17 protein-coding genes are annotated in these 20816 nt (G+C 54.5%); 5 read left to right on the top strand and 12 right to left on the bottom strand.

The genetic code is table 11. The features are described from left to right. The first annotated feature begins 72 nt into the window (after positions 1-72). The 3 genes from htpG to hemH all read left to right on the top strand — a co-directional run bounded on the left by htpG (position 73) and on the right by hemH (position 3950). Entirely contained in the window at positions 73-1947 is a 1875-nt protein-coding gene (gene htpG, locus OGV85_RS23205) for a molecular chaperone HtpG (RefSeq protein ID WP_003021770.1), read from the top strand. A 232-nt stretch (positions 1948-2179) separates the two neighbouring features. Beyond that, positions 2180-2824, top strand: a complete 645-nt coding sequence (gene adk / locus OGV85_RS23200) for an adenylate kinase (protein ID WP_003021773.1) — start codon at positions 2180-2182, stop codon at positions 2822-2824. Between the two features lie 163 nt (positions 2825-2987). Beyond that, positions 2988-3950: a ferrochelatase gene (hemH, locus tag OGV85_RS23195; RefSeq protein WP_003021775.1), complete on the top strand. Its 963-nt coding sequence runs from the start codon at positions 2988-2990 to the stop codon at positions 3948-3950. On the opposite strand, the gene aes is transcribed toward hemH, so the two are convergent. Further along, positions 3947-4906 carry an acetyl esterase gene (aes, locus tag OGV85_RS23190; RefSeq protein ID WP_061547906.1) on the bottom strand — a complete coding sequence of 320 codons (960 nt, stop codon included), beginning with the start codon at positions 4904-4906 and terminating at the stop codon, positions 3947-3949. The genes hemH and aes overlap by 4 nt on opposite strands. Before the next feature lie 152 nt (positions 4907-5058). On the opposite strand from aes, the gene gsk reads away from it, so the two are divergent. Then, positions 5059-6363 carry an inosine/guanosine kinase gene (gsk, locus tag OGV85_RS23185; protein WP_003021781.1) on the top strand — a complete coding sequence of 435 codons (1305 nt, stop codon included), beginning with the start codon at positions 5059-5061 and terminating at the stop codon, positions 6361-6363. A 44-nt stretch (positions 6364-6407) separates the two neighbouring features. Here the strand turns inward: gsk and ybaL are convergent, their stop codons facing one another. Then, the gene (gene ybaL / locus OGV85_RS23180; RefSeq protein ID WP_003021783.1) at positions 6408-8087 is read right to left on the bottom strand and encodes a YbaL family putative K(+) efflux transporter; all 1680 of its coding nucleotides are present in this window, start codon (positions 8085-8087) and stop codon (positions 6408-6410) included. Between the two features lie 225 nt (positions 8088-8312). Then, complete coding sequence (gene fsr, locus OGV85_RS23175) at positions 8313-9533, bottom strand: fosmidomycin MFS transporter (RefSeq protein ID WP_003021788.1); 1221 nt, start codon at positions 9531-9533, stop codon at positions 8313-8315. A 174-nt stretch (positions 9534-9707) separates the two neighbouring features. Between fsr and ushA the strand changes: the two genes are divergently transcribed. Beyond that, complete coding sequence (gene ushA, locus OGV85_RS23170) at positions 9708-11360, top strand: bifunctional UDP-sugar hydrolase/5'-nucleotidase UshA (protein WP_003021791.1); 1653 nt, start codon at positions 9708-9710, stop codon at positions 11358-11360. A 107-nt stretch (positions 11361-11467) separates the two neighbouring features. Here ushA and ybaK read toward each other — a convergent pair whose 3' ends face one another. From ybaK to OGV85_RS23125, 9 genes are all read right to left on the bottom strand, one after another. After that, positions 11468-11947, bottom strand: coding sequence for a Cys-tRNA(Pro)/Cys-tRNA(Cys) deacylase YbaK (gene ybaK / locus OGV85_RS23165; protein WP_061547905.1), 480 nt, complete (start codon positions 11945-11947; stop codon positions 11468-11470). 201 nt (positions 11948-12148) lie between these two features. Beyond that, positions 12149-12943, bottom strand: a complete 795-nt coding sequence (locus OGV85_RS23160; protein ID WP_057063198.1) for a TraB/GumN family protein — start codon at positions 12941-12943, stop codon at positions 12149-12151. Between the two features lie 100 nt (positions 12944-13043). Then, positions 13044-15545, bottom strand: coding sequence for a copper-exporting P-type ATPase CopA (copA, locus tag OGV85_RS23155; protein ID WP_032948714.1), 2502 nt, complete (start codon positions 15543-15545; stop codon positions 13044-13046). A gap of 148 nt (positions 15546-15693) precedes the next feature. After that, positions 15694-16464: a heme ABC transporter ATP-binding protein gene (locus tag OGV85_RS23150; protein WP_003021801.1), complete on the bottom strand. Its 771-nt coding sequence runs from the start codon at positions 16462-16464 to the stop codon at positions 15694-15696. After that, the gene (locus OGV85_RS23145) at positions 16461-17453 is read right to left on the bottom strand and encodes a FecCD family ABC transporter permease (protein WP_003021806.1); all 993 of its coding nucleotides are present in this window, start codon (positions 17451-17453) and stop codon (positions 16461-16463) included. The genes OGV85_RS23150 and OGV85_RS23145 overlap by 4 nt, the downstream gene beginning before the upstream one ends. A gap of 51 nt (positions 17454-17504) precedes the next feature. Beyond that, complete coding sequence (gene chuY, locus OGV85_RS23140) at positions 17505-18128, bottom strand: anaerobilin reductase (RefSeq protein WP_003021809.1); 624 nt, start codon at positions 18126-18128, stop codon at positions 17505-17507. Continuing rightward, complete coding sequence (gene hutX / locus OGV85_RS23135; protein ID WP_061547903.1) at positions 18128-18622, bottom strand: heme utilization cystosolic carrier protein HutX; 495 nt, start codon at positions 18620-18622, stop codon at positions 18128-18130. The genes chuY and hutX overlap by 1 nt, the downstream gene beginning before the upstream one ends. Before the next feature lie 12 nt (positions 18623-18634). After that, positions 18635-19972, bottom strand: a complete 1338-nt coding sequence (gene hutW / locus OGV85_RS23130; protein ID WP_286554060.1) for a heme anaerobic degradation radical SAM methyltransferase ChuW/HutW — start codon at positions 19970-19972, stop codon at positions 18635-18637. A gap of 18 nt (positions 19973-19990) precedes the next feature. Further along, entirely contained in the window at positions 19991-20815 is an 825-nt protein-coding gene (locus tag OGV85_RS23125) for a heme/hemin ABC transporter substrate-binding protein (protein ID WP_061547901.1), read from the bottom strand. Between the last annotated feature and the right edge of the window lies 1 nt (position 20816).

The following is a 20816-nucleotide window of genomic DNA, read 5'->3' as shown; positions in this document are numbered from 1 at the left end:
CTTCCCGCTTGTCCCCATTTCACCCTCAACGTGTTTTTACCATTGAAAATGGCATTGTTGAGGTAGATCTACATGAAAGGACAAGAAACTCGTGGTTTTCAGTCAGAAGTAAAACAGCTTCTGCACCTGATGATCCATTCTCTGTATTCCAATAAAGAAATCTTCCTGCGTGAGCTTATCTCTAACGCCTCGGATGCGGCAGACAAGCTGCGTTTCCGCGCACTGTCTAACCCGGACCTGTATGAAGGTGACGGTGAGCTGCGTGTGCGTGTTTCCTTCGATAAAGATAAGCGTACGTTGACCATTGCCGATAACGGCGTGGGGATGAACCGTGATGACGTTATCGATCATCTGGGGACCATTGCGAAATCCGGCACCAAATCTTTCCTCGAATCCATGGGCTCCGATCAGGCGAAAGACAGCCAGTTGATCGGTCAGTTTGGGGTTGGTTTCTACTCTGCCTTCATCGTGGCGGACAAAGTCACCGTGCGTACCCGTGCTGCGGGTGATAAACCGGAAAACGGCGTGTTCTGGGAATCTGCGGGCGAAGGCGAGTACACCGTTGCTGATATTACCAAAGAAGACCGTGGTACCGAAATCACTCTGCATCTGCGTGAAGGCGAAGACGAGTTCCTCGATGACTGGCGCGTACGTTCCATCATCAGCAAATATTCCGACCATATCGCGCTGCCGGTAGAGATCGAAAAATCCGAAGAGAAAGACGGCGAGACCGTGGTTTCCTGGGAAAAAATCAACAAGGCGCAGGCGCTGTGGACCCGTAACAAGTCGGAAATCAAAGACGACGAGTACAACGAATTCTACAAGCACATCGCCCACGACTTCACTGACCCGCTGACCTGGAGCCACAACCGTGTGGAAGGTAAGCAGGAGTACACCAGCCTGCTGTATATCCCGTCGCAGGCGCCGTGGGATATGTGGAACCGCGATCACAAGCATGGTCTGAAACTGTACGTCCAGCGTGTCTTCATCATGGACGATGCCGAGCAGTTCATGCCGAACTACCTGCGCTTTGTCCGTGGTCTGATAGATTCTAACGATCTGCCGCTGAACGTTTCTCGCGAGATCCTGCAGGACAGCACCGTCACCCGTAACCTGCGCAGCGCGCTGACCAAACGCGTACTGCAGATGCTGGAAAAACTGGCGAAAGACGACGCGGAAAAATACCAGACCTTCTGGAAGCAGTTCGGCCTGGTGCTGAAAGAAGGCCCGGCGGAAGACCACGCCAACCAGGAAACGATCGCTAAACTGATGCGCTTCGCGTCTACGCACACTGACTCCTCCGCGCAAACCGTGTCGCTGGAAGATTACGTGTCGCGAATGAAAGAAGGGCAGGAGAAAATCTACTACATCACTGCAGACAGCTATGCGGCGGCGAAGAGCAGCCCGCACCTGGAACTGCTGCGTAAGAAAGGCATCGAAGTGCTGCTGCTTTCTGACCGCATCGATGAGTGGATGATGAACTACCTGACCGAGTTCGACGGTAAGGCATTCCAGTCCGTTGCTAAAGCTGACGAGTCCATCGACAAGCTGGCGGATGAAGTTGACGAATCGGCAAAAGAAGCGGAAAAAGCGCTGACGCCGTTCGTTGAGCGTGTGAAAACCCTGCTGGGTGACCGCGTGAAAGAAGTGCGTCTGACTCACCGTCTGACCGACACGCCAGCCATCGTTACCACCGATGCGGATGAAATGAGCACCCAGATGGCGAAACTGTTTGCCGCTGCGGGCCAGGCCGTACCGGAAGTGAAATATATCTTTGAACTGAACCCGGACCACGTGCTAGTAAAACGCACGGCGGATACTCAGGACGAAGCACAGTTCAAAGAGTGGGTTGAGCTGCTGCTGGATCAGGCGCTGTTTGCCGAGCGCGGCACGCTGGAAGACCCGAACCAGTTCATTCGTCGTATGAACCAGTTGCTGGTATCCTGATACCTGTAATGTAATGCCGGATGGCGCTAACGCTTATCCGGCCTACAACATCTTTTTGATCGTAGGCCGGATAAGGTGTTTACACCGCCATCCGGCAATTTCTTTCCTTATTTTCAATTTTCCCGCCATTAACCGTTTCAGCGCAGACTACCTTCCTTGAGCCAATTGCGTGATGGTGGTATCGTTTAGCGCTTTTTAAAAAATATCGACAACCTTTAAGGGGATTTTCGTAATGCGTATCATTCTGCTTGGCGCTCCGGGCGCGGGTAAAGGAACTCAGGCTCAGTTCATCATGGAGAAGTATGGTATTCCGCAAATCTCCACCGGTGATATGCTGCGTGCCGCCGTGAAATCTGGCTCCGAGCTGGGCAAACAAGCGAAAGACATCATGGACGCCGGTAAGCTGGTGACTGATGAGCTGGTGATCGCGCTGGTAAAAGAGCGTATTGCTCAGGAAGACTGCCGTAATGGTTTCCTGCTTGATGGCTTCCCGCGTACTATTCCGCAGGCAGACGCCATGAAAGAAGCGGGCATCAACGTGGACTACGTTCTGGAGTTTGACGTACCTGACGAACTGATCGTTGACCGTATCGTCGGTCGCCGCGTACACGCTGCTTCTGGCCGCGTTTACCACATCAAATTCAACCCGCCTAAGGTTGAAGGCAAAGACGACGTGACCGGCGAAGAGCTGACCACCCGTAAAGACGATCAGGAAGAGACCGTACGTAAGCGCCTGGTGGAATACCATCAGATGACCGCACCGCTGATCGGCTACTACTCTAAAGAAGCGCAGGCGGGTAACACCAAATACGCGAAAGTTGACGGCACTCAGGCCGTGGCTGACGTGCGCGCAGCGCTGGAAAAAATCCTCGGCTAATTTTTTCGCGTAATAAACCTCTTATCAGGTCTGCCAATATCTCGTAGGCCTGATAAGCGCAGCGCCATCAGGCAAATTCTCGTCTTACCTCTCACAGCAATTAGTTCTTCTTTATCGCTTTTCCGCTACAATTATCAACAATTTGAATCGATAAGAGGCGGTAATGCGTCAGACGAAAACCGGTATCCTGCTGGCAAACCTCGGCACTCCCGATGCCCCAACTCCCGAAGCCGTTAAGCGCTACCTGCGCCAGTTTTTAAGCGATCCACGCGTAGTCGATACGTCCCCTGCGCTGTGGTGGCCGCTGCTGCGTGGTGTGATTTTGCCGCTGCGAGCGCCGCGTGTGGCAAAGCTGTACCAGTCAATCTGGATGGAAGACGGTTCCCCACTGATGGTCTACAGCAAGGCGCAACAGCAGGCGCTGGCACAACGTCTGCCTGATACCCCTGTCGCGCTGGGGATGAGCTACGGTTCGCCATCGCTCGAAAGCGCGGTCGATGAACTGTTGGCAAGCGGAGTGGAACACATGGTGGTGTTACCGCTGTACCCGCAATATTCCTGTTCGACGGTTGCAGCAGTCTGGGACGAGCTGGCGCGCATCTTAGCGCGTAAACGCGGTATTCCCGGCGTCTCTTTTATTCGTGATTACGCCGATGACAGCAGCTACATTGATGCGCTGGCCAAGAGTGCCCGGGATTCATTCGCTCAACATGGCGAACCTGATTTACTGCTGCTCTCCTACCACGGTATTCCGCAGCGCTACGCCGATGAAGGCGATGACTACCCGCAGCGCTGTCGCGATACGACGCGTGAGCTGGTTTCAGCGCTTGGTCTGCCGCCGGAAAAAGTCATGATGACCTTCCAGTCTCGCTTTGGCCGCGAACCGTGGCTGACGCCGTATACCGATGAAACGCTAAAAATGCTGGCGGAGAAAGGAACTCGGCATATCCAGGTTATGTGTCCGGGCTTCGCGGCTGATTGTCTCGAAACGCTGGAAGAGATAGCGGTGCAAAACCGGGAAATTTTCCTTGAGGCTGGCGGTAAGCAATATGAGTATATTCCGGCGTTGAATGCCACACCGGAACATATCGAAATGATGGTTAAACTGACCGCCGCCTACCGCTAAAGCTGTTGCTTAAAGAAACGCGCGCCGTCCTGCAGAGCTTCATCGGCGGTTTTCATCACCCGCGAATAGTGCAGGAAGGCGTGCAGCGTACCGGGATACATTTTGTACTGGCAGGGCTGCTGATGCGCCTGTAACGTCTGGAATAATAAGCGGCTATCGTCAATCAGTGGATCGAACTCCGCACCGGCGATAAAACACGGCGGTACGTCGCGCGTCAGATCGTTATTAAACAGGCAATAGTACGGTGACTCGCGATCGTCAGCGCTACGTAGGTACGCGTTTTCATACATCTGCAAGTCCTCGCGGGTTAACCCATCCCACGCTCCGCCCATCAGCCGTCGGCTCAGTGAATCCTGCAGCCCGTAAAGCCCATACCACAACAGCACGCCAGCCACCTTGCCGCAGGCAATGCGTTTATCCCGCAGCCACAGCGCGCTGGCAAGCGCCAGCATGGCTCCGGCGGAATCGCCCGCAAAACCAATCGTATTGATATTGAGGGAATAGTCGCCAGCATGTTGATGATAGTACTGGCAAACGGCGACGGTCTCTTCGATGGCTTGTGGGTAGCGCGCTTCCGGCGACAGCGAATAGTCGATGCCAATAACTGTGCACTGGGTGTAGTGCGCCAGTAAACGCATAATCCGGTCATGGGTATCCAGATTACCGAGAATAAAACCGCCGCCGTGCAGGTAATACAGCGTGGCCTGGCTTTGGGGCTGCGGAGCGTAGATGCGTGTGGCAACGGGGCCGCACGCGGTAGAAATCACGCATTCTCGTGTATGCATCTGCGGGGCATCGGCATTCCACAGTCGCCGCTCATGAATGTAGTGTTGGCGCTGGGCCACGAAGTCATCGGCAGCGGGCCACGGCGGCAAATCGTCGCGATGAAAATTCACCACGCTTTTCATTTCATCCGAAATTTTGTCGAGTACGGGGATTTTGTTTTCCGGCTTCATAAAACGCTCCTTGTGAAGGTGAGTTATTGTAGAAATTAATCCCGGATAAACTGCGATCTCACCGTCCGATATTGAAACTCAGCGTCGCATCGCATGCGCTGCAGGGAATGTGCTACCATGCATCGCTCAGTTAACCACCCGTAAAATCGACCATGAAATTTCCCGGTAAACGTAAATCCAAACACTATTTTCCCGTCAGCGCGCGCGATCCGTTGCTGCAACAAATTCAGCCAGAAAATGAAACCAGCGCAGCCTGGGTGGTGGGCATCGACCAGACGTTGGTGGATATTGAAGCCAAAGTGGATGATGACTTTGTAAAACGTTATGGATTAAGCGCCGGGCATTCTCTGGTGATTGCCGATGATGTCGCAGAAGCGCTCTATCAGGAACTGGTGCGTGAAAATTTGATCACCCATCAGTTTGCGGGCGGTACGATCGGTAACACGATGCACAACTACTCCGTGCTGGCGGATGACCGCTCGGTGCTGCTGGGCGTGATGTGCAGCAATATCGAGATTGGCAGCTATGCGTACCGTTATTTGTGCAATACCTCCAGCCGTACCGATCTGAACTACCTGCAAGGCGTTAATGGACCGATTGGTCGTTGCTTTACGCTGATTGGTGAATCCGGAGAGCGTACCTTCGCCATTAGCCCTGGGCATATGAATAAGCTACGGGCGGATAGCATCCCTGAATCGGTAATTGCCGGAGCGTCCGCGTTGGTGCTGACGTCCTATCTGGTGCGCTGCGAGCCGGGTGAGCCGATGCCGGAAGCGACCATGAAGGCGATTGAATACGCTAAAAAACACAATGTGCCGGTGGTACTGACGCTGGGCACCAAATTCGTCATTGCCGATAACCCGCAGTGGTGGCAGGCATTCCTCAAAGAGCATGTCTCTATTCTGGCGATGAATGAAGAAGAGGCTGAAGCGCTGACCGGCGAGAACGATCCGCTACTGGCGTCCGACAAAGCGCTGGATTGGGTGGATCTGGTGCTGTGCACTGCGGGTCCGGCAGGTCTGTATATGGCGGGCTTTACGGAAGAAGAAGTCAAACGTAAAACCCAGCATCCGCTGCTGCCTGGAGCGATTGCCGAATTCAATCAGTACGAATTCAGCCGCGCCATGCGCCATAAAGACTGTACCAATCCGCTGCGTGTGTATTCGCACATTGCACCGTATATGGGCGGGCCTGAAAAGATAATGAATACCAACGGTGCTGGCGACGGCGCGCTGGCGGCATTGCTGCATGATATTACCGCCAACAGCTATCACCGCAGTAACGTGCCTAACTCCAGCAAGCACAAGTTCACCTGGCTGACCTATTCGTCGCTAGCCCAGGTGTGTAAATATGCTAACCGCGTGAGTTACCAGGTGCTGAACCAGCATTCACCGCGCCTGACGCGCGGTTTGCCGGAACGTGAAGACAGTCTTGAAGAGTCGTACTGGGATCGCTGAGTTCTTGCCCGATGGCGCTACGCTTATCGGGCCTACGCGTAACATTAACTGGCGGTAGCAACTTCACCGGCAGGCGGTGTTTCAATTAGCTCCAGCATGGTGCGGGCGATTTCACGCTCGCCCATGACGACCTGATTGGCGCCGCGCTCGGTAATATATTCCACCTCATCGTCATAATGTGCGCGGGCGATAATCTCAATCGACGGGCACTTCTCGCGAGCGGAAGCGACAATTTCACCCGCTTCATAGCCATTCGGAATGGTTAGCAACAGCCAGCGTGCGCAATCCAGATGCGCCAGATTCATAATCTCTTCGTTAGCGGCATTTCCTAGCACCGCGCGGATCCCACGCTCGCGCAATTCATCCACCCGGGTACGTGAGGTTTCGATAACCACCAGCGGGATCCCCGCAGCCATCAATTTCTCACCCAGCAGGCTGCCGACGCGACCAAAGCCAACCAGCAGGGCGTGATTGCAGATATCCACCGGAATTTGCTTCTCTTCTTCGATAGCCTCTTCCAGAGTCTGCTCTTCCAGCGTTTCTGTTTTGGCGAGATATTTTTCTAACACCGCGAACAGCACCGGGTTGAGCATTATGGACAGGATTGCCCCTGCCAGCACCAGATTCTGTCCGGCCTGCGGCAGCAGGTTTAACGCCATTCCCAGACCCGCCAGGATAAAGGCAAATTCACCAATCTGCGCCAGACTGGTGGCAATGGTGAGCGCCGTGCGTTGAGAGTGACCAAACAGGCGCACCAGGAAATAGGCGGCAAGGGATTTACCAAAGATGATAATCGCCAGCGTGCCCAGTACTGCCAACGGCTGCTGGATCAGGACTAACGGATCGAACAGCATTCCGACGGAAACGAAGAACAGCACGGCGAACGCATCGCGCAGCGGCAGGGTGTCATGCGCCGCACGGTGGCTCAGCTCAGATTCATTCAGCACCATACCGGCGAAGAATGCGCCCAGCGCAAAGGAGACATCAAACAGCTCTACTGCGCCGAAGGCGATACCTAAGGCGAGGGCGAGGACTGAGAGGGTAAACAGTTCGCGTGAACCGGTTGCGGCGCTGCGGGCCATAATCCACGGTACCAGGCGACGCCCCACCAGCATCATAATCGCGATAAACGCCACCACCTTACCGATGGTAATGCCCATATCGACGGCCAGCGAAGCGAAGCCGACATCTTCTTTTTCCAGCATTCCGGCGACTGCTGGCAGGAGAACCAGCGTCAGCACCATCATCAGATCTTCGACAATCAGCCAGCCAATGGCAATTTGCCCGCGCTGGCTGTCAATGAGCTGTCGTTCTTCAAGCGCACGCAGTAGCACCACGGTGCTGGCGGTTGAAAGACACAGACCAAACACGATCCCCACCATCAGCGACCAGCCTAATACAGCTGAAAGCGCCATACCCAGCAGCGTTGCCACTGCTATCTGGGCAATCGCGCCGGGAATGGCGATTGACTTTACCGCCATCAAATCCTTCAGGGAAAAGTGCAGCCCGACGCCGAACATCAGCAGAATAACGCCAAGCTCGGCCAGTTCAGGCGCGAGCTTAGTATCAGCAACAAAACCAGGTGTAAATGGACCGGCCAGAACGCCCGCTAACAGATATCCCACCAGAGGAGAAATACGTAGTTTATTGGCAATCATGCCTAATATAAAAGCGAGCACAAGGCCGCCGACAATGGTGGTGATAAGCGGGGTGGCGTGATGCATTCCGTCTCCTTTGGTTGCTGTGATGATCCTAAAAACCCAAACTACGAGTAATAGTTTATGACAATTTTAATGTTTATGTTTATGAATAATTATTGAATTTTGAAGAAAACGGGATTTTAAGAGTAAAAAAGCACGGATCGGAAAAGTACGGTGATATGTGAGAGGTAAAGGCTGATGGCTACTGTAAGTAATGATGGCCAAAATTTACTTTTGGCCATCAGAAAATCAGGCTTTGTGTCGGTTATCAGGTAAGAATATGGTCAGTATCCCCAGAAGTGGCAGGAAAGCACATATTTTGTAGACCAAATCGATGCTGGTATGGTCGGCTATCAGCCCTAGCACCGCGGCTCCCAAGCCGCCCATGCCGAAGGCAAAACCGAAAAATAACCCAGAAACCATGCCGATACGCCCAGGAAGCAGCTCCTGTGCGTAAACCAGAATGGCAGAAAACGCCGATGCGAGGATAAAACCAATGATCACGGTTAAAATCCCGGTCCATTCCAGCGTTGCGTAGGGTAAAACGAGGGTAAATGGCGCAACGCCGAGGATAGACCCCCAAATAACATATTTTCTGCCAATTTTATCGCCTAATGGTCCGCCAATCACCGTCCCGGCCGCGACGGCAAACAGGAAGGCAAACAGGTGAAACTGGGCGTTTTGTACCGATAATCCGAATTTTTGCATCAGATAAAAGGTGTAATAGCTGCTGATGCTCGCCATATAGAAGTATTTGGAGAAAATCAGTACCAGCAGGATGCTTACAGCCAGCACCACTTTATTACGCGGCAACGGATTAACGATAGCGACCTTCGGCTTTCCTTTACTCATCCGATGCTGCGCGGCATACCAACGGCTGATTTGTGCCAGGACGACAATCGCTAATAGCGCAGCCAGAACAAACCAGGCCACATTACCCTTACCATATGGCGCGATGATGACAGCCGCCAGTAACGGTCCCAGTGAGCTGCCGAAGTTGCCGCCAACCTGAAAAATCGACTGAGCGAGGCCGTGGCGACCACCAGAGGCCATACGCGCCACGCGGGACGATTCCGGGTGAAATACCGAAGAGCCGGTGCCAACCAGCGCCGCGGCGAGCAGCACCATATGGAAGCTGCCGGCCATGGCCAGCAAAACAAGCCCGCTCAGCGTGAAGCACATTCCTATGGGCAGCGACCATGGCATCGGATATTTGTCCGTCCAGTAACCCACCACCGGTTGCAGCAGCGAAGAAGCTAGCTGGAAGGTTAGGGTGATCATCCCGATCTGCATAAACGTCAGCGAGAACTCTGACTGCAATAGCGGATAAATCGCCAGGATCAGCGACTGAATCATATCGTTTAGCAAATGGGAGAGGCTGATCGCTCCTAAAATGCCAAATGAGGTGCGTGCTTTAGCAACCGACGCTGACGCGCCAGCCACAGGCTGGGTTGGTTCACTTATTGCCATAGAAAGTCACTTCTGTTTGGGTTGCGATTATGAGGGTAATCTAATTTGTTATTATTACCTGACTAACATACCTGCGGAAGGTGTTTGAAGGAAGTCTCATTTCTGAAAACATTTTCGACTATTATTTCATATCATTGTAATTTCAGTCGTTGATTTTGGCTCAGGGAGAGAAATATGAAGTTTTTAAAACGGGGCGTGGCGCTGGCGTTATTAGCCGCATTTACGCTGGCAGGTCAGCCAGCGCAAGCGTATGAAAAAGATAAAACCTACAAAATTACCATTCTGCATACCAATGATCATCACGGTCACTTCTGGCGTAGCGAATATGGGGAATACGGACTGGCGGCGCAAAAAACGCTGGTGGACGGTATTCGTAAAGAGGTGGCTGAGGAAGGGGGCAGCGTACTGCTGCTTTCTGGTGGTGATATTAATACCGGCGTACCGGAGTCCGATCTGCAGGATGCGGAACCTGATTTTCGCGGGATGAACCTGATTGGCTATGACGCGATGGCGGTCGGAAACCACGAGTTTGATAATCCGCTTAGCGTATTGCGCCAGCAGGAAAAATGGTCCAAATTTCCGTTTCTCTCGGCCAATATTTATCAGAAAAGCACCGGCGAGCGTTTATTTAAGCCGTGGGCCATCTTTAAGCGCCAGGATTTAAAAATTGCCGTACTTGGTTTAACCACTGACGATACGGCAAAAATTGGCAACCCTGAGTTCTTTACCGATATCGAATTCCGTAAACCTGCTGATGAAGCCAAACTGGTTATTCAGGAACTGCATATGGGTGAAAAGCCAGACATCATTATCGCGACCACCCATATGGGACATTATGACAACGGCAACCACGGCTCGAACGCCCCTGGCGATGTCGAAATGGCGCGCAGCCTGCCAGCAGGTTCGCTGGCGATGATTGTCGGTGGCCACTCGCAGGATCCGGTGTGTATGGCTGCGGAAAATAAGAAGCAGGTTGATTACGTACCGGGTACGCCGTGTGCGCCAGATAAGCAAAATGGGATCTGGATTGTACAGGCCCACGAGTGGGGGAAATACGTGGGCCGGGCGGACTTTGAGTTCCGTAACGGCGAAATGAAAATGGTTAACTACCAGCTCATTCCCGTTAATCTGAAGAAAAAAGTGACCTGGGACAACGGTAAAAGTGAGCGCGTACTCTACACCCCGGAGATTGTTGAAAATCAGCAAATGCTTTCGCTGCTGACGCCGTTCCAGAATAAAGGTAAAGCGCAGCTCGACGTGAAAATCGGTAGCGTCAATGCGCGCCTCGAAGGCGACCGTAGCAAAGTCCGTTTCGTGCAAACCAATATGGGGCACTTGCTGCTGGCTGCGCAAATGGCGCGAACCAGCGCTGATTTTGGCGTGATGAGCGGCGGCGGTATCCGTGACTCCATCGAAGGCGGCGATATCACCTATAAGAGCGTGCTGAAGGTACAGCCGTTTGGCAACATCGTGGTGTACGCCGATATGAGCGGGAAAGAAGTGATTGATTATCTGACCGCGGTGGCGCAAATGAAGCCGGACTCCGGAGCCTACCCGCAGTTTGCCAACGTCAGCTTTGTAGCGAAAGACGGCAAACTTAACGATTTGAAAATCAAAGGCGAACCTGTTGACCCAGCCAAAACCTATCGTATGGCAACGCTGAGCTTCAACGCCACCGGCGGTGATGGCTATCCGCGCATTGATAACAAACCAGGCTATGTGAATACCGGGTTTATTGATGCGGAAGTGCTGAAAGAGTACGTACAGAAGAACTCACCGCTGGATGCCAGTGCGTATGAGCCGAAGGGTGAGGTGAGCTGGCAGTAACAGGGCGGAGTGCCGGATGGCGGTGCAGGCACCTTATCCGGCCTACAGGTCAGTGCGATTTGTAGGCCTTAAAGCTGCGCGCCATCAGGCATTCATTCTATAACCGCTTAATCCCGGCGGGCGATATCGGCGAATTTCGCATCCAGAATTTTCGCCATATCGCTCGCTGCCAGTTCGATATCCAGCCCGCGTTTGCCGCCGGAAACATAAATGGTGTCAAACGTTTGGGCTGGCGCGTCGATAAGCGTCGGCAATCTTTTTTTCTGCCCCAGCGGGCTGATACCGCCTACCAGATAGCCGGTAGTGCGTTGCGCGACCATGGGATCGGCCATATCGACCTTTTTGGCACCCAATGCTTTGGCAACCTTTTTGAGATCCAGTTGACCTGCTACCGGTGTGACGGCGACCGCCAGATGCTTCATGTCGCCATTCACGGCAACCAGCAGCGTTTTGTAAACCTGGTCCGCGTTCAGACCTAACTTTCGCACCACTTCATCACCAAAGTTTGTCTCGGACGGATCGTGATCGTAGGTGTGGATCTGAAAAGAAATTTTGTTTTTTTCGAGTAATTTAACTGCGGGTGTCATAGCAATTTTCCTGGCCCAGACAAAATACGACTCAAGCATACGCCTGATGTCTGTCTAAAAAATAGTACCATCTTGCGCAATAGTATTGGCAGGATGATGACTTTGAGCGACAATCGAACTACACCGACGCTTTAAGCGCCGGGATCATAATAATGATGAAATTCCTCTTTGACGGGCCAATAGAGATATTGGCCATTTTTTTTACCGTAACATCTCCGGCAAATTTCCTTCTCCGTATAAATGCAGCGCGCCAACGGCCACGACGTAGTGACCAGCAGGCATCGCTCTGAGCCGATCGCGCCAGGCTGTGTTGCGTTGATGCATCAATACGTCATACAACGACTGGCTAAAGGTATTGGGAAGCGTCAGTTCGCTATTGCGCGGCGGCGTTTCAAGCCACCAGCCCATCATCTGCTGTAGCAGTCTGGCATTGGTATGCCAATGCGTCAGAGTATCATCCAACAGGGCCAGTCCGTTATCAGGCAACTGACATAACAGCTCGATTTGACTGGATGCGCCTTCCAGTTCAATTATCGGTTTATGCGCCTGCTTAGCCGCATTCAACAGTTGATAATCAATCCCGTATTCCGCCCGCAGCCCTAGCTGCTGTGCCTGCGTTGCCTGTAATACCATGGCAATTTGCCATAACGGCTGAGTGGAGAGCAGGGAAGGAGAAATGCCCAGTTCATCGGTGACCTTATGCAGATTATCTAACTGCTCCGGGCTGATGCGCTCTTCGAGTGCGGCAAAGGTCGGCAGGTCGGCAAACGGCGTGTCGTCACCGGAAACATCCGCTTCGACAATCAGCGCATCGGCATGCTTGAGTTTTTTGAGTAATTTGGCAGGCAGAGGCGCCATATCGCGGCTGCCCATGTGAATGCTGCCAATCAGATGAAAATGGCGGTTGCCGGGCAAAGAGATGTCGATGGCAGGCCAGGTATAGTGGTTGCCGCGCAGTGCAGACCATAATGCTTTTACCCGGTATAACAAATCCATACGACCTCCCTAAGTGGAGAACCATGCTAGCGCGTGGCCGGAAAAGTCGCAATGTGTGAATTGCCGGATGGCGCAGTTGATAGCGCCATCCGGCAAAGGGTTACTCTTTAGGTTTGAAGCGCAGCAGTCGGTTCGCGTTGCTCACCACGGTAATGGAAGAAAGCGCCATCGCCGCCCCGGCGACTACCGGGTTGAGCAGCGTGCCGGTGAACGGCCACAGGATCCCAGCGGCAACCGGGATGCCGATGCTGTTGTAGATAAACGCGCCGAGCAGGTTCTGTTTCATATTGCGTAGCGTTGCCCGGGAGATAGACAGCGCATCCGCAACGCCCATCAGGCTATGACGCATCAGCGTAATCGCGGCTGTTTCAATCGCCACATCGCTGCCGCCACCCATGGCGATCCCTACATCGGCCTGAGCCAGCGCAGGTGCATCGTTGATACCGTCACCGACCATGGCGACCTGACGCCCCTGGCTCTGCAGACGCTTGATCGCCTCGGCCTTACCGTCCGGCAGAACGCCCGCAATCACCTCGTCAATACCCGCCTCTTTGGCGATGGCGTTGGCGGTCGTTGGGTTGTCGCCGGTCAGCATCACCAGACGATACCCGGCGCGGTGCAGGCGCTGGAGCGCTGCCACGCTGTCGCTACGCAGTGGATCACGAACCGCTAACAGCGCCGCCGCTTTACCATCAATCGCCAACAGGACCGGAGTTGAACCCTGGGAAGCCTGAGCGGTGATTTCAGCTTCCATTTCAGTGGTATCAACCTGCTGTTCATTGAGCAGAGCCTGATTTCCCAGCAGCAACGTATGACCTTCGGTCTCGCCGCTGACGCCTAACCCGCGCAGGGTACGGAAACCGTTGACCAGCGGCAGCGAGACATCGCCAGCTTTGTCCAGAATCGCCCTGGCCAGCGGGTGGCTGGAACCCTGTTCAAGGGCGGCAGCCAGACGAATTGCCCGCGCTTCATCGGTGTTGCCAAACGTTTTGATGGCGACAACCTGCGGTTTGCCTTCAGTCAGCGTCCCGGTCTTATCAAAGACTAGAGTATCGAGCGTGCTGGCGCGCTGCAGCGCATCGGCATCGCGTACCAGTACCCCAAACTCAGCGGCACGCCCCACGCCTGAAATAATCGACATCGGCGTTGCCAGACCCAACGCACAAGGGCAGGCGATAATCAGAACGGTGGTGGCAATGACCAGCGTATAGACAATCTGCGGTGCTGGTCCAAAGAAATACCAGATAGCCGCACTGACCAGCGCAATGGCGACCACGACCGGAACGAACACCGAGGAGATACGGTCAGCCAGTTTGCCAATTTCCGGTTTGCTGCTTTGCGCTTGACGCACCATACGAATAATGCGTGACAGCGTGGTGTGACTGCCAACGGCGCTGGCGCGGAACAGCACGCTGCCGTCCTGTACGACCGTACCGGCGTGGACGCTATCGCCTTCACCTTTTTGCTGCGGAATCGGCTCACCGGTCAGCATCGCTTCATCCAGCCAGGCTTCGCCCTGCGTAATTTCTCCATCGACCGGCACGCGGTCGCCGGTGGTCAGGCGCAACAACATTCCCGCCTGAACGTCTGCCAGCGGCACGTTCTTTTCACCTTCGTCAGTAACGACGCGTGCGGTCGGTGGCGTCAAATCAAGCAGTTTTTCCAGCGCTTTGGACGAGCGCTGGCGAGCCCGCGCTTCCAGCATGTGTCCGAGGTTAATCAGACCAATAATCATGGCGCTGGCTTCATAATAGAGGTGTCGCGCTTCCATCGGGAACCATTGCGGCCAGAGGTTGACGCTCATGGAATAGAGCCATGCCACCCCTGTACCCAGCGCGACCAACGTATCCATAGTCGCGGTGCCGTTCATCAGGCTTTTCCACGCATTGCGGTAAAAGTGACCGCCCGCGAAAACCATCACCGCAAGCGTTGCCAGACCAATCGTCAGCCACAGGCTGCGGTTGTCATCGCTCACCATCATGTTGTCGCCAATCATTCCCCATACCATGACAGGGATACCCAGCAGCAGCGCGACGGCCGCCTGCCAGCGAAAACGTTTCATGGTTGCCACGGCGGTTTCTTGCTGACGCTCGCGGCGTTTAGCATCATCTTCAATGGCTTCTGCGCCGTAACCCGCTTTTTCTACCGCCTGCACTAAATCTGCGGCGGAGGCACTGCCCATTACCAGCGCAGTGCGTTCCGCCAGGTTTACCCGTGCCTGGGTGACACCCGGTACGCTTTGCAATGCATTTTGTACACGGGTCACACAACTGGCGCAGCTCATGCCGTTTAACAGCAACTGTTGGCTGTCATCATCAGCCGTAGCTGCCGGAAGCTCGGAAGGGACCGCTGCCAGTGCTTCCGACGGGATTGATGACTCCGTCAGCGGTTTAGCCTTTGGGTGGCTTAACTCCGCGCCGTAACCGGCTTGTTTGATGGTTTCAATCAGCGCTTCTGCGCTGGCGCTCCCGGTAACATGGGCCTCTGTCACGGTAACATCCGCTTGCTCAACATCCGGACGTTGTTCCAGACTTTCTTTAACGCGTTTTACGCAGTGACCACAGGACAAACCGTCCAGGGTTAGATCGATTGTTTGAGACATAACCAACTCCTTCATTGCAGGTTTAACTGACTGTGATAAAGGTTAAACCTTCCAGCAAGGGGAAGGTCAAGGGTGTTTTTAGAAAAGATGAAAAAAGGGGCGAAGGGGGAAAAAAACGGGAACGTCACCTCAGAGCGTTCCCGGTCTGTTATTGATTGAGGACGATAAGCGGCGTTCGATGCTCCGGTTCATTTATGACCGTGAGATCGGCACCGTACAGCGCGTTCAGCGCCCGTTGCTTCAGGACATCCTGCGGATACCCGTTATCAACAATCCTGCCGCGTTCCATCAATACCACGCGGTCGGCATAACGCGCTGCGAGGTTGAGATCGTGCAGGACGCAGCAGACGCTAAACTGCCGTTCACGCACCAGGCGACGCAGCAGACGAAAAAGGTGCTGCTGGTGGTGAATATCCAGGGCGGAGGTAGGTTCATCGAGAAATAACCATTTGGGCCGAGGCACGGGCTCCCAAAGCTGAACCAGCAGGCGCGCCAGCTGTACCCGCTGTTGTTCTCCTCCCGACAGATGCCGGTAATCGCGCGCGGCCAGCGCCTGGCAGTCGCACAACGTCATGATGTGTTCCGTTTCATCGCCCGTATTGCGAGTGCGATACGGATGCCTGCCCATGCGAATAACCTCCTGCACGCTAAACGGGAAGGCCATATGACTGTTCTGGCGCATCACGGCACGGGTTTTTGCCAGCTCGGTGATTGACCATTCGTTCAGCGGCTTGCCGAATAAGCTACAGCGCCCACTGTGAGGTTGCAGATAACCCGTGAGCTGGCGTAGCAGCGTTGATTTCCCGGCGCCATTCGGGCCAAGAATCGCGATAATCTCTCCTTCAGGTAGCGTCAGGGAAACATCGTCGGTCAATCGTCTGCCCTGAATGTGGTAAACCAGATTTTCAGCAACGATCATGACACCCTCCGGCTACGCAGTATTAACCACAGAAAATACGGTCCTCCGATCAGGCTGGTTAACAGACCAACGGGCATTTCGGCAGGCTGCACCAGAGTGCGGGCCAGCGTATCGGCAATCAGGAGTAGACAGGCGCCCGCCAGCGTCGAGCAGGGAATCAACCAGCGATGATCGGCGCCGGTAGTCATTCTGATCAGATGTGGGATCACCAGGCCAATAAAACCAATTACGCCGCTGACGGAAACGGCAGCACCAACCAGTAGCGAGCTGAGCAACAGTAACTGCTGGCGCTTACGTTTGACGTTCACGCCGAGGTAATGCGCCTCTTCATCACCCAATTGCAGCAAATTAAGCGTGCCCGCCATACAGACGGTGACAGCAATGGCTGGAAGAACAAAGGTACTGGCAACCAGCAGCGTTGGCCACTGGGCCTGGCCGAGATTGCCCATCATCCACAGCGTAAGTTGACGTAGCTGTTGCTCATCGCCCACATAGCTCAGTACGCCAATAGCCGAACCGCACAAAGCATTGATAGCGATACCGGCTAACAGCAGTTGCATCATTCCGCCGTGGCTATGACGCTGGCTTATCAGGAAAATAATCGTGCAGACCACCATGCTGCCCGCGACGGCAAAAATCATCTGCTCATACAGCACCAGCACCACGGGAAACGAAAAGGGGATAACTATCGCGATACCGACCATCAGCGCGGAGCCGCTACTGACACCAAGCAGGCCAGGATCGGCCATCGGATTGCGAAAAAGCCCCTGCATTATAACCCCTGCCGTTGCCAGCGCTGCGCCTACCAGAACGGCCAGCAACACACGGGGCAAACGGATGTTCAACCAGATGTCACGGTATTCGTCGTTGAACAGCGCGCTGAAGCTAATGTTCAGCGCCCCCTGGCTGGCTCCGAAGAGCATCAGAGCGACCAACAACAGAGAAAGACCCGTCAGAATGCTGACGGAAGAAAGCGAGTCCTTAAGCACGCAACGCTCCATAACGTCTTTGCGGCGCGAAGTTCCCGCGCCGCGAGGGGTTTACGCGGGTTTCAGTCCTGGCTCAACCAAACTGTAAATCTGGTTATTGAGTGACGGGGCTGTAGCCAGTTCGTGAATGTGCCTTGCAACATCTGCACGCATCACAAAACCATGGCACTCCTCGGCCTGTATCCGTTGCGCCTGACCTGTGGCTGCACCGTTCAGCAAACCGCCGGGGCGGAGAATGGCGTAGTCCAGTTGACTGGTTTGTAGCCAGCTTTCAGCCAACGATTTTTCGCGTACCGCCTGACCAAATGCGGCCCTGGCGCGTGGGGACAAAAAGGGCCAACTGTCGCCACAGCCAAGCGAAGTCACCAGAATCATGCGTTTGATCTCCGCTTTTTCTGCTTCATCAATGACGGTTCTGTGCGCCAGATAATCCTGGGCACCGCCCATGGAGGAGATCACCGTGGCATGTTGACCCGCTGCGCGACAGGCACAGGCGGTGACCTGGCTGTCGCAGGCGTCGCCAATGAAGACCTGCACACCTTTTTCCTGCAACCCGGCAGCGACCTGCGCGTTGCGAACGACGGCAATCACCGGACGTTGTTCCGCCAGTGCGAGTGCCAGTGTTTTCGCGCCGACGCCGCTACCACCTGCACCAAAAATGAGCCATGGAGCCATCAGGCTTGTTCCTTTAAGGATGAAGACAGCGCGTGAAAGGCGCTGACCTGGTCGGCCAGTAGCTGACGATGCTCATCCCGACCGAGGAAAATTTTGAACATAGCGCTACCCGCCTGGTTAAAGAAGAGAATGGACGCGGTGTCCATGCCCATAAATTTGCGTTCAATCAGGGCGATATGTGTGCAGTTTTCTGCCTTGATATGACCGGTCATGCCTTTTTTGCCGCGCAGGTTGAAGTAACCGTGGCGGTGGAATCCGGAAGGTAATTCACCGGTGAATTCCAGAATGACATCAGCAGTATGGACCAGGGTGGTGACTTTGCCCCATTCGCTGACGGTTTCCCAGACGGTATCAAATTGACTGCCGGAAACCAGCGTCGGGGAGGGGAGGTTTTTCACCACCTCCAGCAGCGTGGTGTTGTACTGGGCTGCGATAACTTCCAGCGTACCGTCCGGCTCAGTTTTCAAAAAATCCTGTAAAGAGACATGGCTCATACTTCACTCCTTTTATGGTTGCTCTACCGCAATACGCGGCGTGTTAAGTGTTTGAATCAGTTCATCAAGAGACTGCAAAATATTGCTCGCCCAAAAACGCCCTTCATTGGTCAGGCGTACACAGGTGCTGGCATCTCGCGTCAGTCCTGCGTGATGCCACTGGGTCAGTAGCGGGGTCAGTTTTTGTGCATGAGGTGTCAGTTCATCCAGCGGGACGCGGGCCGTTTCAATACCGGCCTGGAGGGTGTTTCGCCACTGGAAACCACGCTCGGCGGTGCGCATCATCATCATGAGCGGTTTTTTTCCGGCGGCGATGGATTCATGCCATGTGGTCAGATTGCGCTCGACCATCCAGGAATAGCCATTGACTGACCCTCCTGCGCCAGAGCCGAATGCCAGACAGTCTGCGCCCTGTTTAATCAGCAGGTTGTACAGATTGCGTTCCCGTGTGGTGCGCGCCCAGTGGCTGTTGCTGATGCAGCGCCAGCCCGCGCTGTCCATAAAATCGCAGCCCTGAAGATAGAGGTCGCGACGTTCGGCAGGAGAGGGAACCGTTGTGCGCCCGGTTTCAACCGCTTTGCCAAGCGGTGTATTAGGGAGCAGGTTCAGCGCATAAAGATCTACGCCGTCGAGGCCGATGTCGCGGGCAATCGCCAGATCCTCGCTCCACACCTTTGCGTCCTGTCCTGGCAGACCAAACAGCAGATCGCAGACCACGGCGGCTCGATCCCGTTTTACCAACCCCTGCATAAAGGCCATCGCGGTCGGGCCGTCCGAAGTGCGCGCCATTTTCTTGCGGATCCGGCTGTTAAATGACTGAATGCCGATCGAAAATCGATTGGTGCCAGCGTCAAGGCAGGCATCTATTCGCGCATCGTCAAAATTGAGTACCCGCCCCTCAATGGTGATTTCGCAGTCCGGCGCCAGCGGTAGCTTGTCACGTAGTGCGGTGATGATTCTGGCCAGATCCCGTGCCGACAGCGCAGACGGTGTACCGCCGCCAAAATAGACGGCGTGAATCGGGGCCGACTGATGCAATGCGCTATCGGCTTCCATCTCTATTTCGCGTAATAGCGCGTTGGTGTAGCGGGCGCAGTGATCCTCTTCAAAGCGGTTTTGATAAAAACCGCAGAAAGTACAATGTGTTGCACAGAAAGGGATATGCAAGTACACCAACCGTTTCCGCGGTGGGGTTGGCTGGCTGATGACCTCCTGCCAGGTTTGTGACAATAGCTCTTTGGCAACCGGGATCGCCCCACGCCAGGGCATCGTGGCGCGGCGATCCTTAAATGGCTGACTTCCCTCGAGCGCAAAATGCGCGGTGAGATCCAGCGAGTGTTCAGTTTTCATTGTTCTTTATAAATCCAGTTAGTGAGGCCAGAATTGCTGGTGCAGGGCTTCAACCGCATCGGCGACGCGCGGCCCCATACCCAGAATTAGCGCCTGGTCAACCGCCACAATGCGCTGGTTTTTCCAGGCCGCAGTGTGGGTAATACCGGCAATCGCGCTCAGACGAGCCAGACCGCCATCCACCATTTGCGACGTCACCACGATCACCTCTGGGTTGGCGGCGATCAGCGATTCCGCGCTGTAGCTTTTATACTGCGCATGGGTGGCGACATTTTGTGCGCCTGCGAGGGTCATAATGGCATCGGCAACGCTGCCTTTTCCGGCGACCTGTGGCGCGCTGCCGCCAGCGGAGAGAATGAACATGGCTTTGACCGGCGCGTTTTTCGCTGCCACGTTGTGCTGAACGCGATCCAGACGTTGACGTATGCGATCGATCAACGTCTCACCTTGTTCGGGAATGCGCAGGGTTTGAGCCAGTTCCCGAATGTTGGCGTACATCTGTACGACGGTGGCCGGTACGCGCGGCAACGTCACGACGTTAACTTTTTGCGCCCGCAACTGATCCAACACGATTTGAGGGCCAGCATCCTGCCAGGTGATAAAGCTGTCCGGATGCAGCGATAAAATGCCCTCGCTGCTTAACTGCTTCCAGTAGCCGATATGCGGGAGTGCGGCAGTTTCGGGTGGATACGAGGTGGTTTCATCAACGCCGACCACCCGGTTGCCGATGCCCATGGCGTATATCAGTTCGCTAAGAGAGCCGCCCGCCACCACCAGGCGGTCGGCGGACTGGGCACTGAAAACGCAGGCGAGGCTCAGTAAGCCAATCAAGAGTTTTTTCATC

The organism is Citrobacter sp. Cf132 (assembly GCF_030333885.1).
Lineage (GTDB): Bacteria > Pseudomonadota > Gammaproteobacteria > Enterobacterales > Enterobacteriaceae > Citrobacter > Citrobacter freundii.
Note: the sequence above shows the minus strand (reverse complement) of the source record. Positions and strands in the feature narration are given on the sequence as shown.

Coding starts and splice junctions, on each gene's coding strand:
- gsk (WP_003021781.1), top strand. CDS start 5,059: ATGAAATTTCCCGGTAAACGTAAATCCAAACACTATTTTCCCGTCAGC.
- hutX (WP_061547903.1), bottom strand. CDS start 18,622: ATGAGCCATGTCTCTTTACAGGATTTTTTGAAAACTGAGCCGGACGGT.
- OGV85_RS23150 (WP_003021801.1), bottom strand. CDS start 16,464: ATGATCGTTGCTGAAAATCTGGTTTACCACATTCAGGGCAGACGATTG.
- ybaL (WP_003021783.1), bottom strand. CDS start 8,087: ATGCATCACGCCACCCCGCTTATCACCACCATTGTCGGCGGCCTTGTG.
- copA (WP_032948714.1), bottom strand. CDS start 15,545: ATGTCTCAAACAATCGATCTAACCCTGGACGGTTTGTCCTGTGGTCAC.
- aes (WP_061547906.1), bottom strand. CDS start 4,906: ATGAAGCCGGAAAACAAAATCCCCGTACTCGACAAAATTTCGGATGAA.
- hutW (WP_286554060.1), bottom strand. CDS start 19,972: ATGAAAACTGAACACTCGCTGGATCTCACCGCGCATTTTGCGCTCGAG.
- chuY (WP_003021809.1), bottom strand. CDS start 18,128: ATGGCTCCATGGCTCATTTTTGGTGCAGGTGGTAGCGGCGTCGGCGCG.
- OGV85_RS23125 (WP_061547901.1), bottom strand. CDS start 20,815: ATGAAAAAACTCTTGATTGGCTTACTGAGCCTCGCCTGCGTTTTCAGT.
- adk (WP_003021773.1), top strand. CDS start 2,180: ATGCGTATCATTCTGCTTGGCGCTCCGGGCGCGGGTAAAGGAACTCAG.
- ybaK (WP_061547905.1), bottom strand. CDS start 11,947: ATGACACCCGCAGTTAAATTACTCGAAAAAAACAAAATTTCTTTTCAG.
- hemH (WP_003021775.1), top strand. CDS start 2,988: ATGCGTCAGACGAAAACCGGTATCCTGCTGGCAAACCTCGGCACTCCC.
- fsr (WP_003021788.1), bottom strand. CDS start 9,533: ATGGCAATAAGTGAACCAACCCAGCCTGTGGCTGGCGCGTCAGCGTCG.
- OGV85_RS23160 (WP_057063198.1), bottom strand. CDS start 12,943: ATGGATTTGTTATACCGGGTAAAAGCATTATGGTCTGCACTGCGCGGC.
- ushA (WP_003021791.1), top strand. CDS start 9,708: ATGAAGTTTTTAAAACGGGGCGTGGCGCTGGCGTTATTAGCCGCATTT.
- htpG (WP_003021770.1), top strand. CDS start 73: ATGAAAGGACAAGAAACTCGTGGTTTTCAGTCAGAAGTAAAACAGCTT.